Below are 23,026 nucleotides of genomic sequence, written 5' to 3'. Positions count from 1 at the left end.
AGCTGGCATGGACTTTGAACTGAGCGACGAGCAGCGCGAGTTCCAGCAGGCGGCGCGCGCGTTTGCCGAAGGCGAACTGGCGCCGCACGCGGCCCATTGGGACGCGGAATCGATTTTTCCTGTGGAAACGATAGCCAAGGCGGGCGAGATGGGCTTTTGCGGCCTGTACACGCCGCAGCGCTGGGGCGGCCTGGGCCTGTCGCGCCAGGACGCGGCCATCGTGTTTGAAGAGCTGGCCGGTGGCTGCACCTCGACCACGGCCTACATCACCATCCACAACATGGCCACCTGGATGCTGTCGCGCTGGGGCCAGGAAGCCCTGTGCGACGAATGGGTGCCGGCCCTGGCCGCAGGCCAGAAGCTGGCCAGCTATTGCCTGACGGAACCGCAATCCGGTTCCGATGCGGCATCGCTGCGCACGAAAGCCGTCAGGGATGGCGACTTTTATGTACTCGACGGCACGAAAGCCTTCATTTCCGGCGCGGGCCAGACGGATATGCTGATCGTCATGGCACGCACGGGCGGCGAAGGCGCGGCCGGCATTTCCGCGTTTGCCGTGCCGGCGAACCTGCCCGGCATCGTGTATGGCAAGAAGGAAGAAAAGATGGGCTGGAACAGCCAGCCCACGCGCATCATCAGCTTCGACCAGGTGAGAGTGCCGGCGGCTAACTTGCTGGGCGCGGAAGGCGAAGGCTTTGCCATTGCCATGAAGGGCATCGATGGCGGACGCATCAATATCGCTGTGTGCTCGGTGGGCACGGCGCAGGCGGCCCTCACGCGGGCGCAGGCGTACATGAAGGAGCGCACGCAGTTCGGTCGTGAACTGGCGCAATTCCAGGCCTTGCAATTCAAGCTGGCCGACATGCTGACGGAACTGGTGGCGGCGCGCCAGATGGTGCGCCTGGCGGCCTGGAAACTCGACCAGGAAAGCCCGGACGCGACAGCCTATTGCGCCATGGCAAAACGTTTCGCCACGGATGTCGGTTTTAATGTTGCCAACGATGCGCTGCAATTGCACGGCGGCTACGGCTACATCCGCGAGTATCCGCTCGAGCGCCACGTGCGCGACACGCGGGTACATCAAATCCTGGAAGGGACGAATGAAATCATGCGCCTGATCGTCGCGCGAGCGATTTTGAAAGATGGCGCCACGGAGAATCTGCGATGAGTAAAGTGTATACAAATTTGCTGCTGGAACGCCATGGCCATACGGCCCTGGTGACTCTCGACAACCCGCCCGCCCATACGTGGACCCTGGCCAGCCTGAACGCGCTGACGCAACTGGTGGCCGACCTGAATGCGGACCCGGACGTGTATGCGCTGGTGATCACGGGCGGCGGCGCCAAGTTCTTCTCGGCTGGCGCCGATCTGAAAGTGTTTGCTGACGGTAATAAAGACACGGCGTTCGCCATGGCCGCCGCCTTTGGAGAAGCGTTCGAGGCGCTGTCCGCGTTTCGCGGCGTCAGCATCGCCGCCATCAATGGCTATGCCATGGGCGGCGGGCTTGAATGCGCGCTCGCTTGCGATATTCGCATTGCCGAAGAACACGCGCAGATGGCCTTGCCGGAAGCGTCCGTCGGCTTGCTGCCGTGCGCGGGCGGCACGCAGCACCTGCCGTGGCTGGTGGGCGAAGGCTGGGCCAAGCGCATGATTTTATGCGGCGAGAGAGTCGATGCGGCCAAGGCGCTGGCCATCGGCCTGGTCGAGGAAGTCGTGCCAACCGGCAAGGCTGCCGCCACGGCACTGGCCCTGGCCGCCAAGGTGGCGCGCCAAAGTCCCAGCAGCGTGACGGCGTGCAAGACCCTGATCCAGGGCGCGCGCAGCCATCCGCTGGTCAATTCCTTGCCAGACGAGCGCACCTTGTTCCTCGGCCTGTTCGATACGCAAGACCAGAAAGAGGGCGTGCAAGCGTTCCTGGAAAAACGTCAGGCGGAGTGGAAGAATGGCTGAAACAGTGAAACTGGAAGAGCGTGACTGTCCCGGCGGCATGAAGCTGGGCGTCATCACCCTCGACGCGCCAAAGTCCTTGCATGCCCTGACCCTGGACATGATACGCGCCATCGATGGCGCCCTCGTGCGCTGGGCCAGTGACGCTGCCATCGCCTGCGTGGTGCTGCAATCGTCGACCGACAAGGCCTTCTGTGCCGGCGGCGACGTGCGCAGCCTGCGCTCGGCCATCGTCGAGCAACCGGGTGTCGTGCCGAACCCGCAGGCGCTGGCCTTCTTTGCCGAGGAATACCGGCTCGACCACCGCATCCATACGTACGTGAAACCGCTGCTGGTGTGGGGCGGCGGCATCGTCATGGGCGGCGGCCTGGGCCTGATGGCGGGCGCCAGCCATCGCGTCGTGACGGAAAGCACGCGCATCGCCATGCCGGAAATCACGATCGGCCTGTTCCCGGACGTGGGCGGCAGCTGGTTCCTCGGCCGCATGCCGGGGCGCAGCGGACTGTTCCTGGGGCTGACGGGGGCACCGATGAACGCGGCCGACGCCCTGTTCACCGGTCTGGGCGACTATTTCCTGCGCCAGGAAGAGCGCGCCATGGTGCTTGACTCGCTGGCGCTGGCGCAATGGCAAGCCAGCCCGCAAGCGAACAGCGAGCAGCTGAACCGCTTGCTGCGCGGCTTCTCGGCGCCGGCATCCATGCTGCCCGTCTCGGAAGTGCGCGCCAACTTCGACGCCATCGCCGTGCTGACGCAAGCGCCCACCTTGCCTGAAGTGGTGGCCGCCATTGCCGCATATGACGGCGATTCGGCGTGGCTGCAAAAGGCGGCCCACTCGCTCGACAAGGGTGCGCCCACTTCGGCGGCCTTGGTGTGGGCCATGCGTGAACGCACACGCCACATGAGTCTGGCGCAAGTGTTCCAGCTGGAACTGACCGTGGCCGTGCAGTGCTGCGCCCATGCCGATTTCCGCGAAGGCGTACGCGCCTTGCTGATCGACAAGGACAACGCGCCGCAGTGGCAGCCGGCCAGTCTGGCCGAGGTCAGCGGTGCGTATCTCAATGAATATTTCGCGGCGCCATGGGATAGCCATCCTTTGCGCGACCTGCATTAAAAGAACAACAGGAGATTTTTACCATGCAACATATCGCTTTCATCGGCTTGGGCAACATGGGCGCGCCGATGGCCCGCAATCTGGTGGCCGCCGGCTTTCACGTGTCCGTGTTCGACCTGGCGCCGGCGGCAGTGGCGTCGCTGGTCGAGGCGGGCGCCACGGCGGCTGCGTCCGCCAGCGCGGCCGTGCAGACGGCCGACGCCGTCATCACCATGTTGCCAGCCAATAAGCACGTGCAGGAACTGTACCTGGCGGCCGGTGGCGTGCTCGATTCGGCCAAGCCCGGTGCCTTGTTCATCGATTGCAGCACCATCGCCGCCGATGTGGCGCGGCAAGTGGCGCAGGCGGCCAGCGAGCGCGGCTTTGCCATGATCGATGCGCCCGTCTCGGGCGGCACGGCGGGCGCGGCGGCTGGCACCCTGACTTTTATCGTCGGCGGTAGTGTAGCGGCCTTGCAGCAGGCGCGGCCTTTGTTGGAAAAGATGGGCAAGAATATCTTCCATGCGGGCGAGGCGGGCGCGGGCCAGGTGGCGAAGATTTGCAACAACATGCTGCTGGGTATCTTGATGGCGGGGACGGCCGAGGCGCTGAACCTGGGCGTGGCGCATGGCCTGGATCCGAAAGTGTTGTCCGATATCATGGCCAAGAGTTCGGGCCGCAACTGGACCCTGGAAGTGTACAACCCGTGGCCAGGTGTCATGGACGGCACGCCCGCGTCGCGCAATTACACGGGCGGCTTCGGCACGGCGCTGATGCTGAAAGACCTGGGCCTGGCGCAGCAGTCGGCTCTGTCGGCGAACGCGCCCACGCCCTTGGGCGGGCTGGTGCGGCAGTTGTACCAGATGCATGCGCAAGCCGGTTATGCGCAGCAGGATTTCTCCAGCATCGTGCAAATGCTGCAGCCGGGCTTGAATAAACCCGTTTGAGAAATTTTGGGCAAAAAAAAGCCCGCTGGTAAAAGCGGGCTAAATCCAATTCTTGGAAGAGTTGGAGGAGACAGATGCATTATGCTGCATCGCCACATATAACTCCAATTTATCTTTGGAATATCAACTATGGATTTCCGTGATATCTCTTCCCGGTAGCCGCGCAGCGGCTACCGTTGCCGCCACTCAGGCCGGATTGCAAACGACCTTCACCGTCGTCACATTCGCTTCACCCATGGTGCCGCCACCCGTGCCTGGCTGTACGACGCAGAGCAGACCCTTAGGCTGAACGGAGACGCTGACGCCAAAGGTGTCGCCATAGGCGACAGGGCCGACCATGGTAAAGGTCGTGGCATCCTTGGCCACCGTTGTGGGTGTACTACCGTTAATCAGCACCAGGCCGTCCACCGTCAGGCCGGAAATCGTGCCGCCCACGGTATATTTGTTTTGCGAGCAAGTAACCGAGGCGCTGATATTGATGTAATGGCCAGCCGAACCGGAACCACCGCTGATGCCGCAAGTCATGTGGGCTGGTTGTTTATTGACGGTGATGTTGTAGTCGGTGCCATAGTCGATGCGCTTGGCAAAGGTAAACGCTGTTTTTCCCGCAGGAACCGGCAGGGTGTCGCTGCCATTGGCCAGGATCAGTCCTTCATTGTTTAAGCCTGTGATGGTGCCGCCGACCTCATACGAGGCCTTGCCGCCGCAAGCGGCCAGTCCCAAGGTCAGCAGCAGTGCGGCGAGTGGGCGCAAGCAGGATAACTTCATGTATTTCTCCAAAAATTAGGTGACGAATCGCAAGGATTACTGCGGCGTGCAGTCAAGTGTGGCCGCGGTCGTGGCGGCGGAGCCCATCGTGCCGACCGTATCGCTGCCGTCTGCACTGCTGGAACCCTGGAAGCGGCACTTCAGGCCCGTTGGCTGCGTCAGTATGGAAATGCCGTACGCGGCGCCGTCATCAACGCTTGCGAATTCGTAGGCGGTGGCGCCAGCCAGCAGGGTGGTGCCGGTGGGGCCCATCACCAGACGCAAGCCATCGGCGCTCAGGCCCGTGACCGTGCCGCGAAGCAGGTAGGTGTTGGTCTTGCAGTTCACCTGGGCCGTGCTCACGGAGTAGCTCGATGCCTTGCCGACGCCATTGATAATCGTGCAAACGGCGCCCTTGGGCTGTTGCGCGATGGTGATGTCGTAGCGGTCATCGGTCTTGACCAGCTTGGTGAAAACAACGGAGTTCTGGCCCGCAGTTACCGGCAAGCGTTCCCCGTCATTCTGGAGAATCAGGCCATCCTTGGCCAGGTCTCTGATTTGGACTTGCAGATACAGGTTGCCGCCACTGCCGCCGCAGGCTGCCAGTGTGGCGGCACAAGCCGCCGCCAGCATCGAGCGCAGGTACAAATTTTTCATACAGTCTCCAAAACGAATTAGGTTGGGTAGCGCAACGCGGACGCTGGCGCCGCATTGGAATGGCGCCTATTTTAGTCTATCTGGCAAGCTGGATGATCTTGCCTTGTATCACCCTGTAACAATTTTTCGCCGGGAAGCGCTGGCCCGGCCCCATTTCACGGGGGCGCAGCCATGCCGGCGGCGGCGATCGGTGCGACAATAGCTATACCCTGCGCACTGTGACGCAGCATCCCATTGTGAGTCCCATGTCCCTTGCTCCTGTAAAACCCGCCGTGCCGCCCAAGGCCATCCTCTTCGACCTCGACGATACCTTGTGGCCCATCGCGCCCGTGATTGCTGCCGCCGAAACCCTGCTGCACGACTGGCTGGCCACGCATGCACCCAAGGTGGCGCAGCAGTTTTCCATCGAACTGCTGCGCCAGCACCGTCTGGCCATGCTCAATGAACAACCGCATTTCCATGGCAACCTGATCGAGTTGCGCCGTGCGGGCCTGCTGGCCGCCTTCGAGGCTGCCGGCGAGGATCCCGCCCTGGTCGACGGCGCCATCGCGCAGTTCCTTGCGGCCCGTCATCGCGTCCAGCCATATGACGACGTCTTGCCGGGCCTGGACTGGATGGGCCAGCGCATGCTGGTCGGTTCCATCTCGAATGGCAATGCGGACCTTGAAATTATCGGCCTGGCGCAGCATTTCAAGGTATCGATCGCCGCCAGCGACTTTGGCGTGGCCAAGCCAGACGCCAGCATCTTCCTGGCCGCTTGCGCCGCGCTGGACGTGGCGCCGCATGAAGCCGTGTATGTCGGCGACGATCTGTATTTCGATGTGACGGGAGCGCAGGGGGCGGGCATGCGTGCCGTGTGGATGAACCGCAAGGGCAGCGATGCCCACCTGGCCGCCGGCGTGCAGCCCGACGCCATCTGCGCCAACTTTGATGAATTGCTGTTGTGGCTGCAGGGGCAACTGGAAGATTGATCGCCGCCGGACGGGCGAACGTGCATAATAGGCGCTGTTGCTGCACGTTCGGCCGCTTTCGTTGCCGCTTGCCTAAAAAATACTTGCTAAAAAATACTTGCCTAAATAAAACACCATGCAACTCGATACACGTGCCCAAACACTGCTGAAAGCCTTGGTCGAGCGATATATCGCCGACGGCCTGCCGGTCGGTTCGCGCGCCTTGTCGAAAATTTCGGGCCTCGACCTGTCGCCGGCCACGATCCGCAACATCATGGCTGACTTGGAAGAGCTCGGTTATGTGTCCAGTCCGCACACCTCGGCCGGACGCATCCCCACGCCGCGCGGCTACCGCATCTTTGTCGACACCTTGCTGACTGTGCGGCACCTGGACGAGCACATGGTGGAGTCGCGCATGCGCCTGCAGACGCCGCAGCCGCAAAAAACCATCGCCAACGCGGCGCAGATGTTGTCGTCGCTGTCGCAGTTTGCCGGCGTCGTGCTCAGCCCGCGGCGCGAATCCGTGTTCCAGCAAATCGAATTCTTGCGCCTGTCCGAAAAACGCATCCTGCTCGTCATCGTCGCCCCCGGCGGCGACGTGCAGAACCGTCTATTGCTGACGGAGGCCGACTATACGCCGGCGCAACTGGTGCAATCGGCCAACTATATCAATCAGAATTATGGCGGCCTGTCCTTCGACGCCGTGCGCGTGCGCCTGCAGGGCGAGCTGCGCCAGTTGCGCGACGATATGGGCAGCCTGATGCAGGCTGCCGTGGAAGCGGGCAGCGAAGCGATGGCCGACCATAGCGACGACATGGTGATTTCCGGCGAGCGCAACTTGCTCAGCGTGAGCGATCTGTCATCGAATATGCATTCGCTGCGCCAGATGTTCGACATGTTCGAGCAAAAAACGGGTTTGATGCAGCTGCTCGACGTTTCGAGCAAGGCGACGGGCGTGCAGATTTTCATCGGCGGCGAATCGAACCTGGTGCCGATGGATGAGATGAGCGTGGTGACGGCGCCGTATGAAGTCAACGGCAAGATCGTGGGAACGCTGGGAGTGATCGGACCGACGCGCATGGCTTACGAGCGCGTCATCCCGATTGTCGATATCACGGCCAAGTTGCTGTCAAGCGCACTCAGCCATCATTGATCGTACTGCCTGACGTTTGCCGCTCCGGTGGGAGCGGCAAACGTGGATCAGGCGGTTTTGTGCGGGCAAGCTGTCTTGGTGCAGTTGCCGTAGATGGCCAAAGCGTGTTCGGCGATCTTGAAGCCGCGCTCTTCGGCCACTTTTTGCTGGCGGATTTCGATGTCTTCGTCGAAGAATTCTTCGACCCGGCCACAGTCGAGGCACACCAGGTGATCGTGGTGGGAGCCTTCGTTGAGCTCGAAAATCGCCTTGCCGGTTTCAAAATGGTTGCGGTTGAGCAAGCCAGCCTGTTCGAATTGCGTCAGGACGCGGTAGACAGTTGCTAAACCGACATCCATATTGTCGGCCAGCAGAATTTTATACACGTCTTCCGCGGTCAGGTGGCGTACCGGGCTACTCTGGAAGATATCGAGTATCTTCAGCCGTGGCAGGGTGGCTTTCAGGCCGCTTGCCTTGAGATCACTAGGATTGTTACTCATGTTTGTTGCTCGTATGTGGGTCAGGTGCTTTATCATATAGCGTTTTGTCGGGGAGTGCCAAAATATGCTTTTTTTTGGCGGGCCGGTCACTCCTGGCGTTTTGTTCATCCAATTGAGGTCATTTATGCGCGTAACACCGGCTGTATTGCCATCTCTCTGGCACCGTATTTCATTTCGAGCACCAGTCGTGGCAGGCATGGTCTGTGTCGCGCTGGCCATGTCCGGCTGCGCCAGCCGTGGCATTCTGGGCGAAAAGCCGGCAGCTGCTCAAAAAGAAGGCAAGGAACTGGTTCCCGAACAGGGCGCACAAACGACCACCATCACGCCGCTGCAAAAATTCATGTGGTTTTTCTCGCCCTACCGTCCTGACATTCAACAAGGCAATTTTGTCTCCGAAGAGATGCTGGCCCAGTTGAAAGTGGGCATGACGCGCGACCAGGTGCGTTTCGTCCTCGGCACCTCGCTGCTGACCGATATCTTCCATGCCGACCGCTGGGATTATCCATTCCGCCTGGCCCGTGGCAGTGGCGAAACCACCAGCAGCCGCGTGGTCGTGTACTTCGGCAAGGATGGCAAAGTGGAACGTTTCGAAGGCGGCAACTTGCCGACGGAAAAAGAATACATCGACCGCATCGCTGGTCCGTCGCCATTCGCCAAGGTCGCCAAGGCCGACGCGCCTGCCGCCGCCGTGCCATCGCCCGTGGCGCCAAGCGCCGTGCCGGTGCCGGCCGATGCCGCGCCAGCCATTCCCGTGAGCAAGCCTGCGCTTGTACCTGCACCTGCAACGGCGCCTGCCGCCGAGCCTGCGCCTGCACCTGCTGCCGAACCCACCAAATAAGTTGTTGTAAGAGAATAAAATGACTGAACTGAAAATTGCCATCGCTGGCGCCAGCGGCCGTATGGGCCATATCCTGATCGAAGCCGTCAGCAACGCACCTGACGCCGTGCTGGCCGGCGCGCTCGACCGTGCTGGTTCGCCATCCGTCGGCCAGGATGCCGCCGCCTTTCTCGGCAAACCTGCCGGCGTGCTGATCGAATCCGACTTGGCCACCGGCCTGGCCGGCGCCGATTACCTGATCGACTTCACGCGTCCCGAAGGCACTTTGCAGCACCTGGCGTATTGCGCCGAGCATGGCATCAAGATGATCATCGGCACCACCGGTTTCAATGACGCTGGCAAGGCCGCCATTGCCGCCGCCGCCGAAAAGACGGCCATCATGTTCGCGCCGAACATGAGCGTGGGCGTGAATGTCACCATGAAGCTGCTGGAACTGGCCGCCAAAAGCCTGTCCGAAGGCTACGACATCGAGATCATTGAAGCCCATCACCGCCACAAGGTCGATGCGCCGTCGGGCACCGCCCTGCAAATGGGCGAAGTGGTGGCCGGCGCCTTGGGCCGCGACTTGAAGGAATGCGCCGTGTACGGCCGCGAAGGCGTGACGGGCGAACGCGACCCGTCGACCATCGGCTTTGCCACCATCCGCGGCGGCGATATCGTCGGCGACCATACGGTGCTGTTTGCCGGCATCGGCGAGCGCATCGAGATCAGCCACAAGTCGAGCAGCCGCGTCACCTACGCCCACGGCGCCTTGCGCGCCGCGCGTTTCCTGGCCGACAAGCCGACCGGCCTGTTCGACATGCAGGACGTGCTGTCGCTGAAGAACTGAGGAAGATCATGGCCACTGCCATCCTGAATGGAAAAGACATCACCGACGCAGCGAGCTTTCACGCGCAATGCGTGCCCGCCTTCGGTTTCCCCGCGTTCTACGGCAACAGCATGGATGCCTGGGTAGATTGCCTCAGTTATCTGCGCGACGACGAAAACATGACGCAGTTCCGTTTGAAACCAAACGAAGTGCTCGACATTGTCGTGCAGGATGCGGAAGCGATGAAGGCGCAAGTGCCGGACTTGCTGGAAGAAATCACGTTCTGTATCGCCGGCATCAATGAGCGCTATGAGGATTATGGCGAAAAACCGGCGTTGAAATTGACGCTGAAGTAATTCCGGGGTCAGTCGCTTCGCGATCGGAATGCGCCCGATTCGGGCGCATTCCCCCTCAGGGTCCGACCCCGGCCGTTCCGCCGTTGGGGTGAGTTACACCACCTTGCGTTCGCGCAAGCCGTCAATCTCCGTACTGTCCAATCCCAGCCACTGCTGCAGCACCTCCTGCGTATGCTGCCCCAGCAACGGTGGCGGCAGCCGGTACTGCACTGGCGAGCTTGAGAGGCGGACGGGGTTGGCCACCAGCGCCACCATGCCCGCCGTGGGATGCGGCATTTCCACTTTCAAGCCACGCGCCACTACTTGCGGGTCGGCAAAGACCTGGTCGATGCGGTTGACGGGGCCGCACGGCACGGCTTGCGCCTCGAAGGCGCTGATCCACTCGGCCGTCGTGCGCATGACCGTGGCCTGGCGCATCAAGGGGATCAGGATTGCCCGGTTTGCCACGCGCTGCGGATTGGTGGCGAAGCGTTCATCCTGCGCCCATTCCGGATGGCCGGCGACGGCGCAAAAGCGCGAGAATTGCCCGTCATTGCCGATCGCCAGAATCATGTCGCCATCGGCCGTGGGAAAGTCTTGATATGGGACAATGTTCGGATGCGCATTGCCCATGCGCTGCGGCACCTTGCCGCCGCACAGGTAGTTGGCTGCCTGGTTGCCCAGCGCCGCCACTTGCACGTCGAGCAAGGCCAGGTCGATATGCTGACCCAGTCCCGAGCGTTCCCGTTCGGCCAGCGCCGCCTGCACGGCGATGGTGGCGTACAGGCCCGTCAGAATGTCCGTCTGCGCCACGCCCACTTTTTGCGGCCCGGCACCGGGCTGGCCATCGGGTATGCCCGTGATGCTCATCAAGCCGCCCATGCCCTGGATCAGGAAGTCATAGCCGGCGCGCGCCGCGTACGGCCCATCCTGGCCGAAGCCCGTGATGGAGCAGTAGACGAGGCGTGGGTTGAGCGCCAGCAAGCTGGCCGCGTCCAAACCATATTGCTTCAAGCCATCGAGCTTGAAATTTTCCAGCAGCACGTCCGATTCGGCAGCCAGCTTGCGCACCAGCGCTTGTCCTTCAGGGGCGGCCAGGTCGATGCACAGCGAGCGCTTGTTGCGGTTGGCGCACTGGAAGTAGGCGGCTTCGGCCGTGTCGCGGCCGTCCTCGTCTTTCAGGTAGGGCGGGCCCCAGGAGCGCGTGTCGTCGCCGCGGCCCGGCTGTTCAACCTTGACGACGTCGGCGCCCAGGTCGGCCAGCATTTGCCCGGCCCACGGACCGGCCAGCACGCGTGACAGGTCGAGCACGCGCAAGCCGACCAGCGGCGCGGGCCGCAGGGTGGAAGCCAAGGCGTCCATTAGTTGAACGCGGCGATGCCGGTGATGGCGCGGCCGATGATCAGCGCGTGCACATCGTGCGTGCCTTCATAGGTGTTGACCACTTCCAGGTTGACCAGGTGGCGGATGACGCCGAACTCGTCGGAAATGCCGTTGCCGCCCATCATGTCGCGCGCCACGCGGGCAATATCGAGGGCCTTGCCGCAGCTGTTGCGTTTCATGATGGACGTGATTTCCACGGCGGGCGAACCTTCATCCTTCATGCGGCCCAGGCGCAAGCAGCCTTGCAAGCCCATGGTGATTTCCGTCAGCATGTCGGCCAGTTTCTTTTGTACCAGCTGATTCGCGGCCAGCGGCCGGCCGAATTGCTGGCGGTCCATCGTGTACTGGCGCGCTTTCAGGTAGCAGTCTTCGGCCGCGCCCAGCGCGCCCCAGGCGATGCCGTAACGGGCGCTGTTCAGGCAAGTGAATGGGCCTTTCAGGCCGCGCACGTCGGGGAAGGCGTTTTCTTCCGGGCAAAATACTTCATCCATGACGATTTCACCGGTGATGCTGGTGCGCAAGCCGACCTTGCCGTGGATTTCCGGCGCCGACAGGCCTTTCCAGCCTTTTTCCAGCACGAAGCCGCGGATCGCGCCTTCATCGTCCTTGGCCCAGACGACGAACACGTCGGCGATCGGGCTATTGGTGATCCACATCTTCGCGCCCGACAGGCTATAGCCGCCCGGCACTTTACGCGCGCGCGTGACCATGCTGCCAGGGTCGGAGCCGTGGTTCGGTTCCGTCAGGCCGAAGCAGCCGATGAATTCGCCCGTCGCCAGTTTCGGCAGGTATTTCTGTTTCGTTTCTTCGTTGCCGAAGGCGTTGATCGGCACCATCACCAAGGATGATTGCACGCTCATCATCGAGCGGTAGCCCGAATCGACGCGCTCGACTTCGCGCGCGGCTAGGCCGTAGCAAACATAGTTCAGCCCGGCGCCGCCGTATTCTTCGGGAATCGTCGTGCCCAGCAAGCCCAGCTCGCCCATTTCGCGGAAAATGGCCGCGTCCGTGCGGCCATGGCGGAACGATTCGAGGACCCTGGGCACCAAGCTGCCCTGGCAATAGTCGCGGGCCGCTTCCAGCACGGCGCGTTCGTCGCCCGTCAGTTGATCTTCCAGCAGCAGGGGGGAATTCCAGTCGAATACGGTTTTGCTCATCACAGGCCTCGCAGGTGAGCGCCGGTGATCGGCGCAAGATTGAATATGGCTCATGGTAGGTTTTTGCCTAGCCTTGCGCAAACGATTTTTTCGCACCCAGACATGCGTTCTGCGCATATCTTGCGGCATACTAGGGGTCTTTCACCGGCCGGATACCCCCATGTCACGCAAAATCCCCATGCTGCAAGCCTTGAACTGCTTCGAGGCGGCTGCGCGGCACCAGAGCTACACGCATGCGGCGCGCGAACTGTCGCTGACGCAAAGCGCCGTCTCGCGCCAGATTTCATCGTTGGAAAGTTTTCTCGGCGTGCAACTGTTCCAGCGCACGCGCCATGGCGTGCTGCTGACCAGCGCCGGCGCCGCGTATGCGCGGCAGATCGCGGCCCGCCTCGACGGCCTGGAGCGCGACACGCTCGACACCATGGCGCGCCAGGGCGGTGGCGGCGCCTTGCAGCTCGCTTCCGTCCCCACGTTTGCCACGCGCTGGCTGATGCCGCGGCTGTCGTCGCTGGCGGGCTTGCACCCGGACATCGTCGTGCACATCGATGCCTACACGAAACCGTTCATGTTTGCCGATACGGAATACGACGGCGCCCTGTACGCAGGCACGCCCGAGCAGTTGGCGCGCTGGCCCGGCACGCGCGCCACCTTGCTCATGCATGAAGAAATCGTGCCCGTCGCCAGCCCGCGCCTGCTGGCGGCGCGCAGCGAGTGGCAGCCGCAGGATTTACTGGAACTGACCTTGTTGCAGCAAAGTACGCGCCCGGGCGCCTGGCGCCAGTGGTTTGACGCCATGCAGGTCGAGGGAGAAGGACGCGATGGCGCGCACTATGGCGCCCGCTATGAACTGTTTTCCATGCTGGCCATGGCGGCCGTGCAAGGGCAAGGCGTGGTTTTGCTGCCACGCATGCTGGTCGAGGCGGAACTGGCGCGTGGCGAGCTGCGCATCGCGTGCGAGCGCCCACTGCGCGGCCAGCGCGCCTATTACCTGATCACGCCTGAAACGGCGCATGAAAAGACGGCCCTGCAGCAACTTCGCGCATGGCTGCAGGGTGAAGCCGCCTAAACGACCTTGGCCGTGTCGAAATGGGGATTGTCGATCAGGCCGATCTGGTTGCCGTAGGGGTCGAGCAATTCCACCGTGCGGATGCCGTCGCCCACGTCCGTGATCGGATGGTGCAGGCTGCCACCCAGCGCCACGATGCGCTCGACTTCCTGCTCGATGCCGTCCACGCCCCAGTACGTCACGCTGCCCTGCGCGCCAGGCTGGCCGTCCGGCAGCAAGCCCAGCTCGAAGCCGCCGATATTAAAACCGACATAGAACGGCTGGTCGAAATACGGCGCCGTGCCGAATACCTGGCTGTACCAGGCTTTGGCCTTGTCCAGGTCGGGGACGGGATAGGTGACGGTACGTAAACCCTTGATCATGTTCTGCTCCTGGTGAATGAAGAATCACGCCATCATGCCACCGGCGCGTGGCGCGTGATTGTAAAAATGGAAGGTGTTCAAGTGCGCCTGCCCGCCAGCCACGCCTCGGGCGAGCTGCGGGCGAAATCCTGGAAGTCGTGGATCAGGTGCGACTGGTCGAAATAGCCATATTGCAAGGCCACTTGCGCCCAGTCCTGTTGTCCCGCCAGGTTTTGCATGCCGGCGCTGGCGGCGCGAAAGCGGCAGATGCGGGCAAACAGCTTCGGGCTGATGCCCACTTGCTGGCGAAATTGCAGCGCCAGGTGCTGGCGCGACACGCCCAGCTGGCGCGCCAGGCCGTCCACGCGCACCTGGCCCGATGCCGCCTCGATGGCGGCGATCGCATGCTCGGCCGCGCCCGCCTGGCGCCGTGGCGGCGCGGTGCGCAGGCGCAGCAGCAGATATTCCTGCAAAATGGAAACTCTTTGCGCGTTGGACAAGGGCTCGCTCCACAGCGCGTCGCCGAGGCGCGCCGCCAGTTCGCGGCCCCACAGCTGCTGCAAGCCCGTGCGGCCATCGCTGAGCTCGTACAAGGGGAGCTGGAAGAAGCGGGCCGCCGCGCCTGGCTTGAAGCGGGCCGCCACCGTTTGCACGAGACCCTGGCTGACGACGGCAATCGGCGCCGTCATCATGCCGACGGCAAAGCTGGCGTCCTGCTGGTCCTGGCACAGGATGTCGATGCAATTGTCGGGCAAGACCTGGTGCGTGACGGGCGTGGCGCCCGTCTGCACGCGGCAGGTCCAGACGCAATCGAGCCAGGGCCGCAGGGCGGGGAGGGGCGGATATTCCTGGTAGACGATCATGGCCGGTTTTGATGCAAAGAACAAGATTGTGCATATATTACACAGCAGAATTGCGCGCCGGCCAAAATTTGCCAGACCGGGCCGCCAGCGCGCCGTGCTATCGGGCGGCGACAACCAGTATAATGCTCGGTTCATATCCACTATTGGCCGGGCCACGCTGGTCGCACATCATCATGCAAGATAAATATAGTCCCGCCGACGTCGAACAAGCCGCCCAATCGCACTGGAAGGCGATCGACGCCTATAAAGCCGTCGAACACGACCCACGTTTCCCTAAAGGCAAGTATTTTGCCTGCTCGATGCTGCCTTACCCTTCGGGCAAGCTGCACATGGGTCACGTACGCAACTATACGATCAATGATGTGATGTACCGCTACCTGCGCATGAACGGCTACAACGTGCTCATGCCGATGGGCTGGGATGCGTTCGGCATGCCCGCGGAAAACGCGGCCATGGCCAACAACGTGCCGCCCGCGCAATGGACGTATTCGAACATCGCCCACATGAAGCAGCAGATGGAATCGATGGGCCTGGCCATCGACTGGTCGCGCGAAATGACCGCCTGCAAGCCCGAATACTACAAATGGAACCAGTGGATGTTCCTCAAGATGCTGGAAAAAGGCATCATCTACAAGAAGACCGGTACCGTGAACTGGGATCCGATCGACCAGACCGTGCTGGCCAACGAACAAGTCGTCGATGGCCGCGGCTGGCGTTCGGGCGCGCTGATCGAAAAGCGCGAAATCCCCATGTACTACGCGCGCATCACCGATTACGCGGAAGAATTGCTGGCGTATGTGGATGACAAGCTGCCGGGCTGGCCCGAGCGCGTGCGCACCATGCAGACCAACTGGATCGGCAAGTCGACGGGCGTGCGCTTCGCCTTCCCGCACCAGATCAAGGATGCCGAAGGCAGCCTGATCGGCGACGGCAAGCTGTATGTGTTTACCACGCGTCCTGACACGGTGATGGGCGTGACCTTCTGCGCCGTGGCCGCCGAGCACCCGCTGGCCATCCACGCCGCGCAAAGCAATCCTGCGCTGGCGGCGTTTAACGCCGAATGCAAGCTCGGTTCCGTGATCGAAGCGGACATGGCGACGATGGAGAAGAAGGGCATGCCGACCGGCCTGTTCGTCACCCATCCGTTGACGGGCGCGCAGGTGGAAGTGTGGGTCGGCAACTACGTCTTGATCACCTACGGCGATGGCGCCGTGATGGGCGTGCCGGCGCACGACGAACGCGATTTCGGCTTCGCCAAGAAATACAATCTGCCGATCAAGCAAGTGATCGAAGTCAAGGGCCAGGAATTTTCGACGGACGCCTGGCAGGAATCGTATGGCAGCAAGGATGGCGTCTGCGTCGCCTCCGGCAAATATGACGGCCTGCATTTCGCGTCCGCCGTCGATGCGGTGGCCGCCGACCTGGCGGAGCTGGGCCTGGGCGAAAAGAAAACCACGTTCCGCCTGCGCGACTGGGGCATTTCGCGCCAGCGCTACTGGGGCACGCCGATCCCGATGATCCATTGCCTTGACTGCGGCGTGGTGCCGGTGCCGGAAAAAGATCTGCCGGTGGTGCTGCCGGAAGACTGCGTGCCGGACGGCACGGGCAATCCGCTGAATAAATATGAAGCCTTTTTGCAGTGCGACTGCCCGCAGTGCGGCAAGCCGGCGCGCCGCGAGACGGACACCATGGATACTTTCGTCGATTCGTCGTGGTACTACATGCGCTATACCTCGCCAGGCTCGAACGACGCCATGGTCGACGCGCGCAACGATTACTGGATGCCGATGGACCAGTACATCGGCGGCATCGAACACGCCGTCATGCACTTGCTGTACGCGCGCTTCTGGACCAAGATCATGCGCGACTTCGGCCTGGTCAAGTTCGACGAGCCGTTCGTCAACCTGCTGACGCAAGGCATGGTGCTCAACGAAACGTATTTCCGCAAGGACGCCGTGGGCAAGACCACCTGGTTCAATCCGGACGACGTGCGCCTGTCGCTCGATGACAAGGGCCGTCCGCAAAGCGCCGTCCTGGTGGCCGATGGCCAGCCGGTGGAAATCGGCGGCACGGAAAAAATGTCGAAGTCGAAGAACAACGGCATCGACCCGCAAGCGCAGATCGAGCAGTACGGCGCCGACACGGCCCGTTTGTTCACCATGTTCGCCTCGCCGCCGGAACAGACGCTGGAATGGTCGGGCAGCGGCGTCGAAGGCGCGAACCGCTTCCTGCGCCGCGTGTGGAACTTCGGCTACGCCCAGTCGGCCACGATCCAGGCCGCGCTGGCTGGCGGCGCCGCTCCTGCCACGGGCGACGCGCAGAAAAACCTGCGCCGCGAATTGCACAAGCTGCTGCAGCAAGCCGATTACGACTTGAAGCGCATCCAGTACAACACCGTCGTATCGGCTTGCATGAAGATGCTCAACACGCTGGAATCGGCCAAGCTCGATGACAGCGCGCAGTCGAAGGCGCTGATCGCCGAAGGCTTCTCCATCTTCCTGCGTCTGTTGAACCCTGTCGCGCCGCACATCACCCACGTGCTGTGGCAGGAACTCGGCTACGCTGGCGTGCACGGCGATCTGCTCAACGTCGCCTGGCCGCAAGTCGACCCGGCCGCATTGGAACAGTCCGAGATCGAGATGATGATCCAGGTGAACGGCAAGCTGCGCGGCTCGATCACGGTGTCCAAAGATGCGGACAAGGCCAGCATCGAAGCGGCTGCGCTGGCGTGCGAAAGTGTGCAGAAGTACGTCGAGACCACGCCGAAGAAGATCATCGTCGTGCCAGGCAAGTTAATCAGCATCGTGGTGTAATCATGACGACTTCCTCTCAAGTATCGCTGTTGGGCCGCCGCGCCGTGCTGGCATTGGGCCTGACTGTTTTGCTGTCGGCCTGCGGCTTTCATTTGCGCGGTTCGAACGGCAGTTTCATGCTGCCGTTCGCGACGATGTACATCGGCTTGCCCGACACGTCGCCGCTGGCGATCGGCCTGAAGCGCTATATCCGCGCCATTGGCAGCACGGAGGTGGTGAGCACCAAGGATGGCGCCGACGCCGTCCTTGAAGTGCTCAACGACCCGGAGAGGAATCGTACCAAGACCATTTTGTCGCTGAACAAAAATGGCCGCGTGCAAGAGTACCAACTTGGCTATTCGATCAATTTCCGCGTGCTGGACAAGGAAGGCAACCAGTTGCTGGCGCCGACCACCATCAGCCTGGTGCGTCCGATTACCTTCGACGAATCGCAGGTACTGGCCAAGGAAACGGAAGAAGCGGCGCTGTACCGCGACATGCGCAACGACCTGGTGCAGCAGATCATGCGCCGCCTGGCCGCCATCAAGCCGGTGCTGCCGGCCATGTCGGTGGCGCCAGTGGCGCCCGTGACGCCGGTCGCCCCAGCCCCGCAGCAGTAACGGGGACGCCATGCAATTGCGGATAGACGCGCTCGATGGGCATGTGGCCAAGCCGCTGGCGCAGCTGTATGTGATCACCAGCGACGAACACTTGCTGGCGCTGGAAGCGGCCGACAAGATCCGCCGTGCGGCGCGCGCGCAAGGGTTTTCCGAGCGCGACGTGCTGACGGTGGAGCGCAGCTTCAAGTGGGGCGAACTGCTGGCGGCGAACCAGGAGCTGTCGCTGTTCGGCGATAAAAAACTGATCGAGCTGCGCATCCCCACCGGCAAGCCGGGCAAGGATGGCGGCGCGGCGCTGCAAAGCTACGCGAAAAACCTCAGCCCCGACAACCTGACCCTGATCACCTTGCCCAAGCTGGACTGGGCCACGCAGAAGGCGGCCTGGGTCGCCAGCCTGCAGCAGGCGGCCGTGTATATCGACATCCCGAACGTGGAACGGGCGCAGTTGCCGGCCTGGATATCACAGCGCCTGGCCGCGCAGGGACAAAGCGCCGAACGGGCCAGCATCGACTTCATCGCCGAGCGGGTGGAAGGCAATTTGCTGGCGGCGCACCAGGAAATCCAGAAACTGGGCTTGCTGCATGCTGCGGGCAAGCTGACGTACGAACAAGTGCAGGACGCGGTGCTGAACGTGGCCCGCTACGATGTCTTCAAGCTGTCCGAAGCCATGCTGGCCGGCGACCCGGCGCGCCTGGTGCGCATGCTCGAAGGCTTGAAGGGCGAGGGCGAGGCGCTGCCGCTGGTCTTGTGGGCCGTCTCCGAGGAAATCCGCACGCTGTTAAAATTAAAGGCCGGCATGGCGCAAGGGCGTCCATTGGGCGCGCTGCTGAAGGAATACCGCATCTGGGGTCCGCGCGAGCGGATGATGGAACCGGCCCTGCGGCGCATTTCGCTGCCCGTGCTGGAAGCGGCGCTGCAGCAGGCGGCGCAGGTGGACAAGATGATCAAGGGCTTGCGCGCCAAGGGCTACGCGGGCGACGCCTGGGACGCCATGCTGCAGCTGGGCCTGAAGATCGCCAAGGGTTAACTTTTATGGATACGAGCATGGACATCACAGAATATATGCAGGACGTGGGCACGCGCGCGCGCGCCGCCTCGCGCGCCATGGCGCGTGCCGACAGCGCCACGCGCAACCGCGCCTTGAGCCTGATCGCCGCCGCCATCGTGCGCGATGCCGACCTGCTGCGCGCGGCCAACCAGCGTGACCTCGATGCGGCGGCCGCCGCCGGCCTGGCGCCGGCCATGCTCGACCGCCTGACCCTGTCCGACGCCGCCATCGCCACCATGGTCGAAGGCTTGACGCAGATCGTCTCGCTGGCCGATCCGATCGGCGAAATCTCGAACATGAAGTTCCGCCCGACGGGCATCCAGGTAGGCCAGATGCGCGTGCCGCTGGGCGTCATCGGCATCATCTATGAAGCGCGTCCGAACGTGACGGTGGACGCGGCCGGCCTGTGCATCAAGAGCGGCAACGCGACGATTCTGCGCGGCGGCTCGGAAGCGATCCATTGCAACCGCGCGCTGGCCAAGCTGGTGGCCGAGGGTTTGCAGGGGGCGGGCTTGCCGGCCGATGCCGTGCAAGTGATCGACACCACGGACCGCGCCGCCGTCGGCGCACTGATCACCATGCCGCAATTCGTCGACGTCATCGTGCCGCGCGGCGGCAAGGGTCTGATCGCGCGCCTGATGGAAGAGGCCACCGTGCCGATGATCAAGCACCTCGACGGCATCTGCCACGTGTATATCGACGCCAAGGCCGATATCAAAAAGGCGATCGATATCGGCTTCAACGCGAAGTGCCACCGCTACGGCACCTGCAACACCATGGAAACCCTGCTGGTGTCGCGCGCCGTCGCCGCCACCGTGCTGCCGCAGCTGGCCGAACTGTATTTGACCAAGCAGGTGGAACTGCGCGCCGATCCGGAAAGCCATGCGATCCTGGCCGCCGCTGCCTATCCGCACCTGGTGCCGGCCACCGAGGAAGACTGGTCCACCGAATACCTGGCGGCGATCCTGTCGGTGAAGGTGGTCGACGGCATCGACGAAGCGATGGATCACATCAACCAGTATTCATCGAAGCACACGGAATCGATCATCACGGAAGACTACAGCGACGCGCTGCGCTTCCTGCGCGAAGTCGATTCCGCCTCGGTGATGGTGAACGCGTCAACGCGTTTCGCCGACGGCTTCGAATATGGCCTGGGCGCCGAAATCGGCATCTCGAACGACAAGCTGCATGCGCGCGGTCCGGTGGGACTGGAAGGCCTGACCTCGCTCAAGTACGTGGTCTTTGGCCACGGCGAAGTGCGCAAATAGTCTCTTTCACGGGCTGCTCACAAGGCGGCCCGTGCTCTCGTTTTTCTCCACCTCCGACACTGGAAACCCCATGCTCTTTCTCTGGACCAAAGCCTTCCACATCATCTTCGTCATGTCCTGGTTCGCCGGCCTGTTTTACTTGCCGCGCATCTTCGTGAACCTGGCGATGGAGACGGAAACGGTCGCCACCGAGCGCCTGCTGCTGATGGCGCGCAAGCTGTACCGCTTCATGTCGTTGCTGGCGCTGCCGGCGATGGTGCTGGGCCTGGCCTTGATGTGGATGCTGTACGGCGGTGGCGAAGGCCGCATGAAGATGCCGGGCTGGATGCATGCCAAGCTGACGTTCGTGGTGCTGCTGCTCGGCTATCACCACGCCTGCGGTTCCATCCTGCGCAAGTTTGAAAAAGGTCTCAACAAGCGCAGCCACACCTGGTTCCGCTGGTTTAATGAAGTGCCGGTGGTGATGCTGCTGGCCGTCGTCGTGCTGGTCGTGGTCAAGCCTTTCTAAGGGAGTAGAGATGAGTGCAAGCCAGAGCAAAGTCGTGCAGTATTTCTTCGCCCCCCACTCGCCATGGACCTATCTGGGTCACGCGCGCCTGATGGCCATCGCCGCAAAGACGGGCGCACAGATCGACGTGCGTCCCTTCGACCTGGGCAAGGTCTTCAGCGTGTCGGGCGGCCTGCCGCTGGCCAAGCGCGCGCCGCAGCGCCAGGCCTACCGCCTGGCCGAACTGGCGCGCTGGTCGGCCTTCTTGCAAGTGCCATTGACCCTGCAGCCGAAGTTCTTCCCCGTGTCGCCGGAAGCGTCGGCCAAGCTGATCATCGCCACGCGCCTTGCGCACGGCGTGGAAGCCTCGCTGAACCTGGCGCACGCCATTATGCGCGGCCTGTGGGCCGAAGAGCGCAACATCGGCGACGAGGAAACGCTGGTGCAGATTGCCGTTGACGCCGGCTTCGATGGCCGTCAGTTGCTGAAAACGTCGGAAACGGCCAGCGTGCAGGCCGAATACGACGCCAACACGGAAGCGGCTACCGCCGCCAGCGTCTTTGGCTCGCCGTGGTACATCGTCGATGGCGACGGGTACTGGGGTCAGGACCGCCTCGATTTTGTCGAGCGGGCGCTGGACGCAAAATAGATAGAGGTGTAGGTCGGATTAGCGCCCCGCGCGTAATCCGACAAGCTCAGTCGCTAGCGCATGTCGGCTTACACCCTGGCGGGCTAAGCCGACCTACGTGATATACAGGATTTTTAGTTAATTGTTTTTCAACGGATAAAAGGTATCCTAATTATGGCTTCATATTTTTGCCCATGCCCGCGCGGCATGGAAGCGGCACTGGCCGAGGAACTGGGCGAGATCGCCCAGGATAGTTCGACCATGAAGGTCCACAACCAGGTGCCGGGCGGCGTACACTGCTCGGGCGACCTGCTGGACTCCTATCGCATCAACCTGCATTCGCGCATCGCTTCGCGCGTGCTGATGCGCATGGCCCATTCCGGCTACAAGACGGAAAACGATATCTATGACCTGACCCTGGCGCAATCCTGGGAAGACTGGTTCGGCGTGCACCACACGATCCGCGTCGACGTCACGGCCGTCAAATCGCCGCTGCGCAGCCTGGAATTCACGACCCTGAAAATCAAGGATGCGATCTGCGACCGCTTCCGCGACCAGTTCAACGAGCGTCCATCGGTCAACACCAAGACGCCGGACATGCGCATCGTCGGCTTCCTCGACGCGCACACGTTCACCGTCTACCTCGACACCTCGGGCGAAGCCCTGTTCAAGCGCGGCTGGCGCGAAGAGACGGGCGACGCGCCGCTGCGCGAAAACCTGGCCGCCGGCCTGCTGCGCGTGTCGGGCTGGAAGCCTGGCATGGTGCTGTTCGACCCGATGTGCGGTTCCGGCACCATCCTGGCCGAAGCGGCGCAGATGCTGCAGGGAATTCCACCGGGCGCCTCGCGCCAGTTCGCGTTTGAAAACTTCCACGACTTCGATCCGGCGCCGTGGAATGCCATGAAAAACGCCATCAAGGTCAATCCGCTGCCGGCCGAACCGACCATTTTCGGCAGCGATATTTCGGGCGACATGGTCGCCATGACGCGCCATAACCTGCGCTGCGCCGGCGTGCGTTTCGACGTGCCGCTGAAACAGATCGAGGCGCAGGAAGTCAAGCCGCCAAGCGACGTGCCGGGCATCATGCTGACCAACCCGCCGTACGGCGAGCGTATCGGCGTGCGCGGCGACAGCACCATCCCGGAAGATGAACTGTCGACGTCCTTCTATTCGGCCATGGGCACGACCCTGAAGCAGCGTTTCGCCGGCTGGACCGTGTTCCTGTTCACGGCCGACCTGGGCTTGCCCAAGCTGCTGCGTTTGAAAGAAGCGCGCAAGACGCCATTCTTCAACGGCGCGCTGGAATGCCGTCTGTTCCGCTTTGACATGGTGGCCGGATACAACCGCCGTGAAGAGGCCAAACCGAAACCACAGCAGTAAGCGTTCACCGCAGACCCCCGCAGTAACCCCGCGCCCGGACCG

The 23,026-nt window shown here is 62.5% G+C and carries 24 protein-coding genes; 17 read left to right on the top strand and 7 right to left on the bottom strand.

Annotated features, from left to right (window positions below):
* Positions 1-7: 7 nt before the first annotated feature.
* Genes KO539_RS08580 through mmsB form a run of 4 tightly spaced genes read left to right on the top strand, consistent with a single transcriptional unit; the run spans position 8 to position 3,984 of the window.
* Complete coding sequence (locus KO539_RS08580; protein WP_219308382.1) at positions 8-1,168, top strand: acyl-CoA dehydrogenase family protein; 1,161 nt, start codon at positions 8-10, stop codon at positions 1,166-1,168.
* A complete protein-coding gene (locus KO539_RS08575) occupies positions 1,165-1,950 on the top strand; it encodes an enoyl-CoA hydratase (RefSeq protein ID WP_219308381.1) in 786 nt (261 codons plus the stop codon). Before KO539_RS08580 ends, KO539_RS08575 begins: the two co-directional genes overlap by 4 nt.
* Positions 1,943-3,058 carry an enoyl-CoA hydratase/isomerase family protein gene (locus tag KO539_RS08570; protein WP_219308380.1) on the top strand — a complete coding sequence of 372 codons (1,116 nt, stop codon included), beginning with the start codon at positions 1,943-1,945 and terminating at the stop codon, positions 3,056-3,058. Before KO539_RS08575 ends, KO539_RS08570 begins: the two co-directional genes overlap by 8 nt.
* A 23-nt stretch (positions 3,059-3,081) precedes the next feature.
* Complete coding sequence (mmsB, locus tag KO539_RS08565) at positions 3,082-3,984, top strand: 3-hydroxyisobutyrate dehydrogenase (RefSeq protein WP_219308379.1); 903 nt, start codon at positions 3,082-3,084, stop codon at positions 3,982-3,984.
* A 186-nt stretch (positions 3,985-4,170) separates the two neighbouring features.
* On the opposite strand, the gene KO539_RS08560 is transcribed toward mmsB, so the two are convergent.
* Together KO539_RS08560 and KO539_RS08555 are read right to left on the bottom strand one after the other, a co-directional pair.
* Complete coding sequence (locus tag KO539_RS08560; protein ID WP_219308378.1) at positions 4,171-4,752, bottom strand: hypothetical protein; 582 nt, start codon at positions 4,750-4,752, stop codon at positions 4,171-4,173.
* A 36-nt stretch (positions 4,753-4,788) separates the two neighbouring features.
* Entirely contained in the window at positions 4,789-5,388 is a 600-nt protein-coding gene (locus KO539_RS08555) for a hypothetical protein (protein WP_219308377.1), read from the bottom strand.
* A gap of 245 nt (positions 5,389-5,633) precedes the next feature.
* Here KO539_RS08555 and KO539_RS08550 point away from each other — a divergent pair, with 245 nt between their 5' ends.
* Both KO539_RS08550 and hrcA read left to right on the top strand, forming a co-directional pair.
* The gene (locus KO539_RS08550; protein WP_219308376.1) at positions 5,634-6,359 is read left to right on the top strand and encodes an HAD family hydrolase; all 726 of its coding nucleotides are present in this window, start codon (positions 5,634-5,636) and stop codon (positions 6,357-6,359) included.
* A 115-nt stretch (positions 6,360-6,474) separates the two neighbouring features.
* Entirely contained in the window at positions 6,475-7,491 is a 1,017-nt protein-coding gene (gene hrcA, locus KO539_RS08545) for a heat-inducible transcriptional repressor HrcA (protein WP_035822689.1), read from the top strand.
* A 47-nt stretch (positions 7,492-7,538) separates the two neighbouring features.
* Here hrcA and fur read toward each other — a convergent pair whose 3' ends face one another.
* A complete protein-coding gene (gene fur, locus KO539_RS08540; RefSeq protein ID WP_219308375.1) occupies positions 7,539-7,970 on the bottom strand; it encodes a ferric iron uptake transcriptional regulator in 432 nt (143 codons plus the stop codon).
* Positions 7,971-8,166: 196 nt separating this feature from the next.
* Between fur and KO539_RS08535 the strand changes: the two genes are divergently transcribed.
* From KO539_RS08535 to KO539_RS08525, 3 genes are read left to right on the top strand one after another with little or no spacing between them, the layout of a single operon-like run.
* Positions 8,167-8,808: an outer membrane protein assembly factor BamE gene (locus KO539_RS08535; RefSeq protein WP_219308690.1), complete on the top strand. Its 642-nt coding sequence runs from the start codon at positions 8,167-8,169 to the stop codon at positions 8,806-8,808.
* A gap of 19 nt (positions 8,809-8,827) precedes the next feature.
* Entirely contained in the window at positions 8,828-9,637 is an 810-nt protein-coding gene (gene dapB / locus KO539_RS08530; protein ID WP_219308374.1) for a 4-hydroxy-tetrahydrodipicolinate reductase, read from the top strand.
* Positions 9,638-9,645: 8 nt separating this feature from the next.
* Complete coding sequence (locus KO539_RS08525) at positions 9,646-9,972, top strand: barstar family protein (protein ID WP_219308373.1); 327 nt, start codon at positions 9,646-9,648, stop codon at positions 9,970-9,972.
* A 93-nt stretch (positions 9,973-10,065) separates the two neighbouring features.
* Here the strand turns inward: KO539_RS08525 and KO539_RS08520 are convergent, their stop codons facing one another.
* Complete coding sequence (locus tag KO539_RS08520) at positions 10,066-11,313, bottom strand: CaiB/BaiF CoA-transferase family protein (protein WP_219308372.1); 1,248 nt, start codon at positions 11,311-11,313, stop codon at positions 10,066-10,068.
* Positions 11,313-12,491: an acyl-CoA dehydrogenase gene (locus KO539_RS08515; protein WP_219308371.1), complete on the bottom strand. Its 1,179-nt coding sequence runs from the start codon at positions 12,489-12,491 to the stop codon at positions 11,313-11,315. Before KO539_RS08515 ends, KO539_RS08520 begins: the two co-directional genes overlap by 1 nt.
* 160 nt (positions 12,492-12,651) lie before the next feature.
* Here KO539_RS08515 and KO539_RS08510 point away from each other — a divergent pair, with 160 nt between their 5' ends.
* Entirely contained in the window at positions 12,652-13,557 is a 906-nt protein-coding gene (locus tag KO539_RS08510) for a LysR substrate-binding domain-containing protein (protein ID WP_219308369.1), read from the top strand.
* Here KO539_RS08510 and KO539_RS08505 read toward each other — a convergent pair.
* Entirely contained in the window at positions 13,554-13,919 is a 366-nt protein-coding gene (locus tag KO539_RS08505) for a VOC family protein (protein WP_219308367.1), read from the bottom strand. The two genes, KO539_RS08510 and KO539_RS08505, sit on opposite strands and share 4 nt — an antisense overlap.
* 77 nt (positions 13,920-13,996) lie before the next feature.
* Complete coding sequence (locus KO539_RS08500; RefSeq protein WP_257626140.1) at positions 13,997-14,785, bottom strand: DUF6597 domain-containing transcriptional factor; 789 nt, start codon at positions 14,783-14,785, stop codon at positions 13,997-13,999.
* Positions 14,786-14,934: 149 nt separating this feature from the next.
* Between KO539_RS08500 and leuS the strand changes: the two genes are divergently transcribed.
* The 7 genes from leuS (at position 14,935) to KO539_RS08465 (ending at position 22,984) form a co-directional block, all read left to right on the top strand.
* Positions 14,935-17,574, top strand: a complete 2,640-nt coding sequence (gene leuS, locus KO539_RS08495) for a leucine--tRNA ligase (protein ID WP_219308366.1) — start codon at positions 14,935-14,937, stop codon at positions 17,572-17,574.
* 2 nt (positions 17,575-17,576) lie between these two features.
* On the top strand, positions 17,577-18,173 hold the full coding sequence (gene lptE / locus KO539_RS08490) for an LPS assembly lipoprotein LptE (RefSeq protein WP_035822677.1): 597 nt from the start codon (positions 17,577-17,579) through the stop codon (positions 18,171-18,173).
* Between the two features lie 10 nt (positions 18,174-18,183).
* Positions 18,184-19,200, top strand: a complete 1,017-nt coding sequence (holA, locus tag KO539_RS08485; RefSeq protein WP_035822675.1) for a DNA polymerase III subunit delta — start codon at positions 18,184-18,186, stop codon at positions 19,198-19,200.
* A 17-nt stretch (positions 19,201-19,217) separates the two neighbouring features.
* Positions 19,218-20,489, top strand: coding sequence for a glutamate-5-semialdehyde dehydrogenase (locus KO539_RS08480; RefSeq protein ID WP_219308364.1), 1,272 nt, complete (start codon positions 19,218-19,220; stop codon positions 20,487-20,489).
* A gap of 70 nt (positions 20,490-20,559) precedes the next feature.
* Positions 20,560-20,997 (top strand): CopD family protein, encoded by a 438-nt coding sequence (locus tag KO539_RS08475; RefSeq protein ID WP_034745744.1) that lies wholly within the window; start codon positions 20,560-20,562, stop codon positions 20,995-20,997.
* A 10-nt stretch (positions 20,998-21,007) separates the two neighbouring features.
* Positions 21,008-21,625 (top strand): 2-hydroxychromene-2-carboxylate isomerase, encoded by a 618-nt coding sequence (locus tag KO539_RS08470; RefSeq protein ID WP_219308362.1) that lies wholly within the window; start codon positions 21,008-21,010, stop codon positions 21,623-21,625.
* A gap of 153 nt (positions 21,626-21,778) precedes the next feature.
* Complete coding sequence (locus KO539_RS08465; RefSeq protein ID WP_374106359.1) at positions 21,779-22,984, top strand: class I SAM-dependent RNA methyltransferase; 1,206 nt, start codon at positions 21,779-21,781, stop codon at positions 22,982-22,984.
* The last annotated feature ends 42 nt before the right edge of the window (positions 22,985-23,026 follow it).

It is taken from the genome of Janthinobacterium sp. NKUCC06_STL (assembly GCF_019345455.1).
GTDB classification, from domain to species: domain Bacteria; phylum Pseudomonadota; class Gammaproteobacteria; order Burkholderiales; family Burkholderiaceae_D; genus Janthinobacterium; species Janthinobacterium rivuli.
Note: the sequence above shows the minus strand (reverse complement) of the source record. Positions and strands in the feature narration are given on the sequence as shown.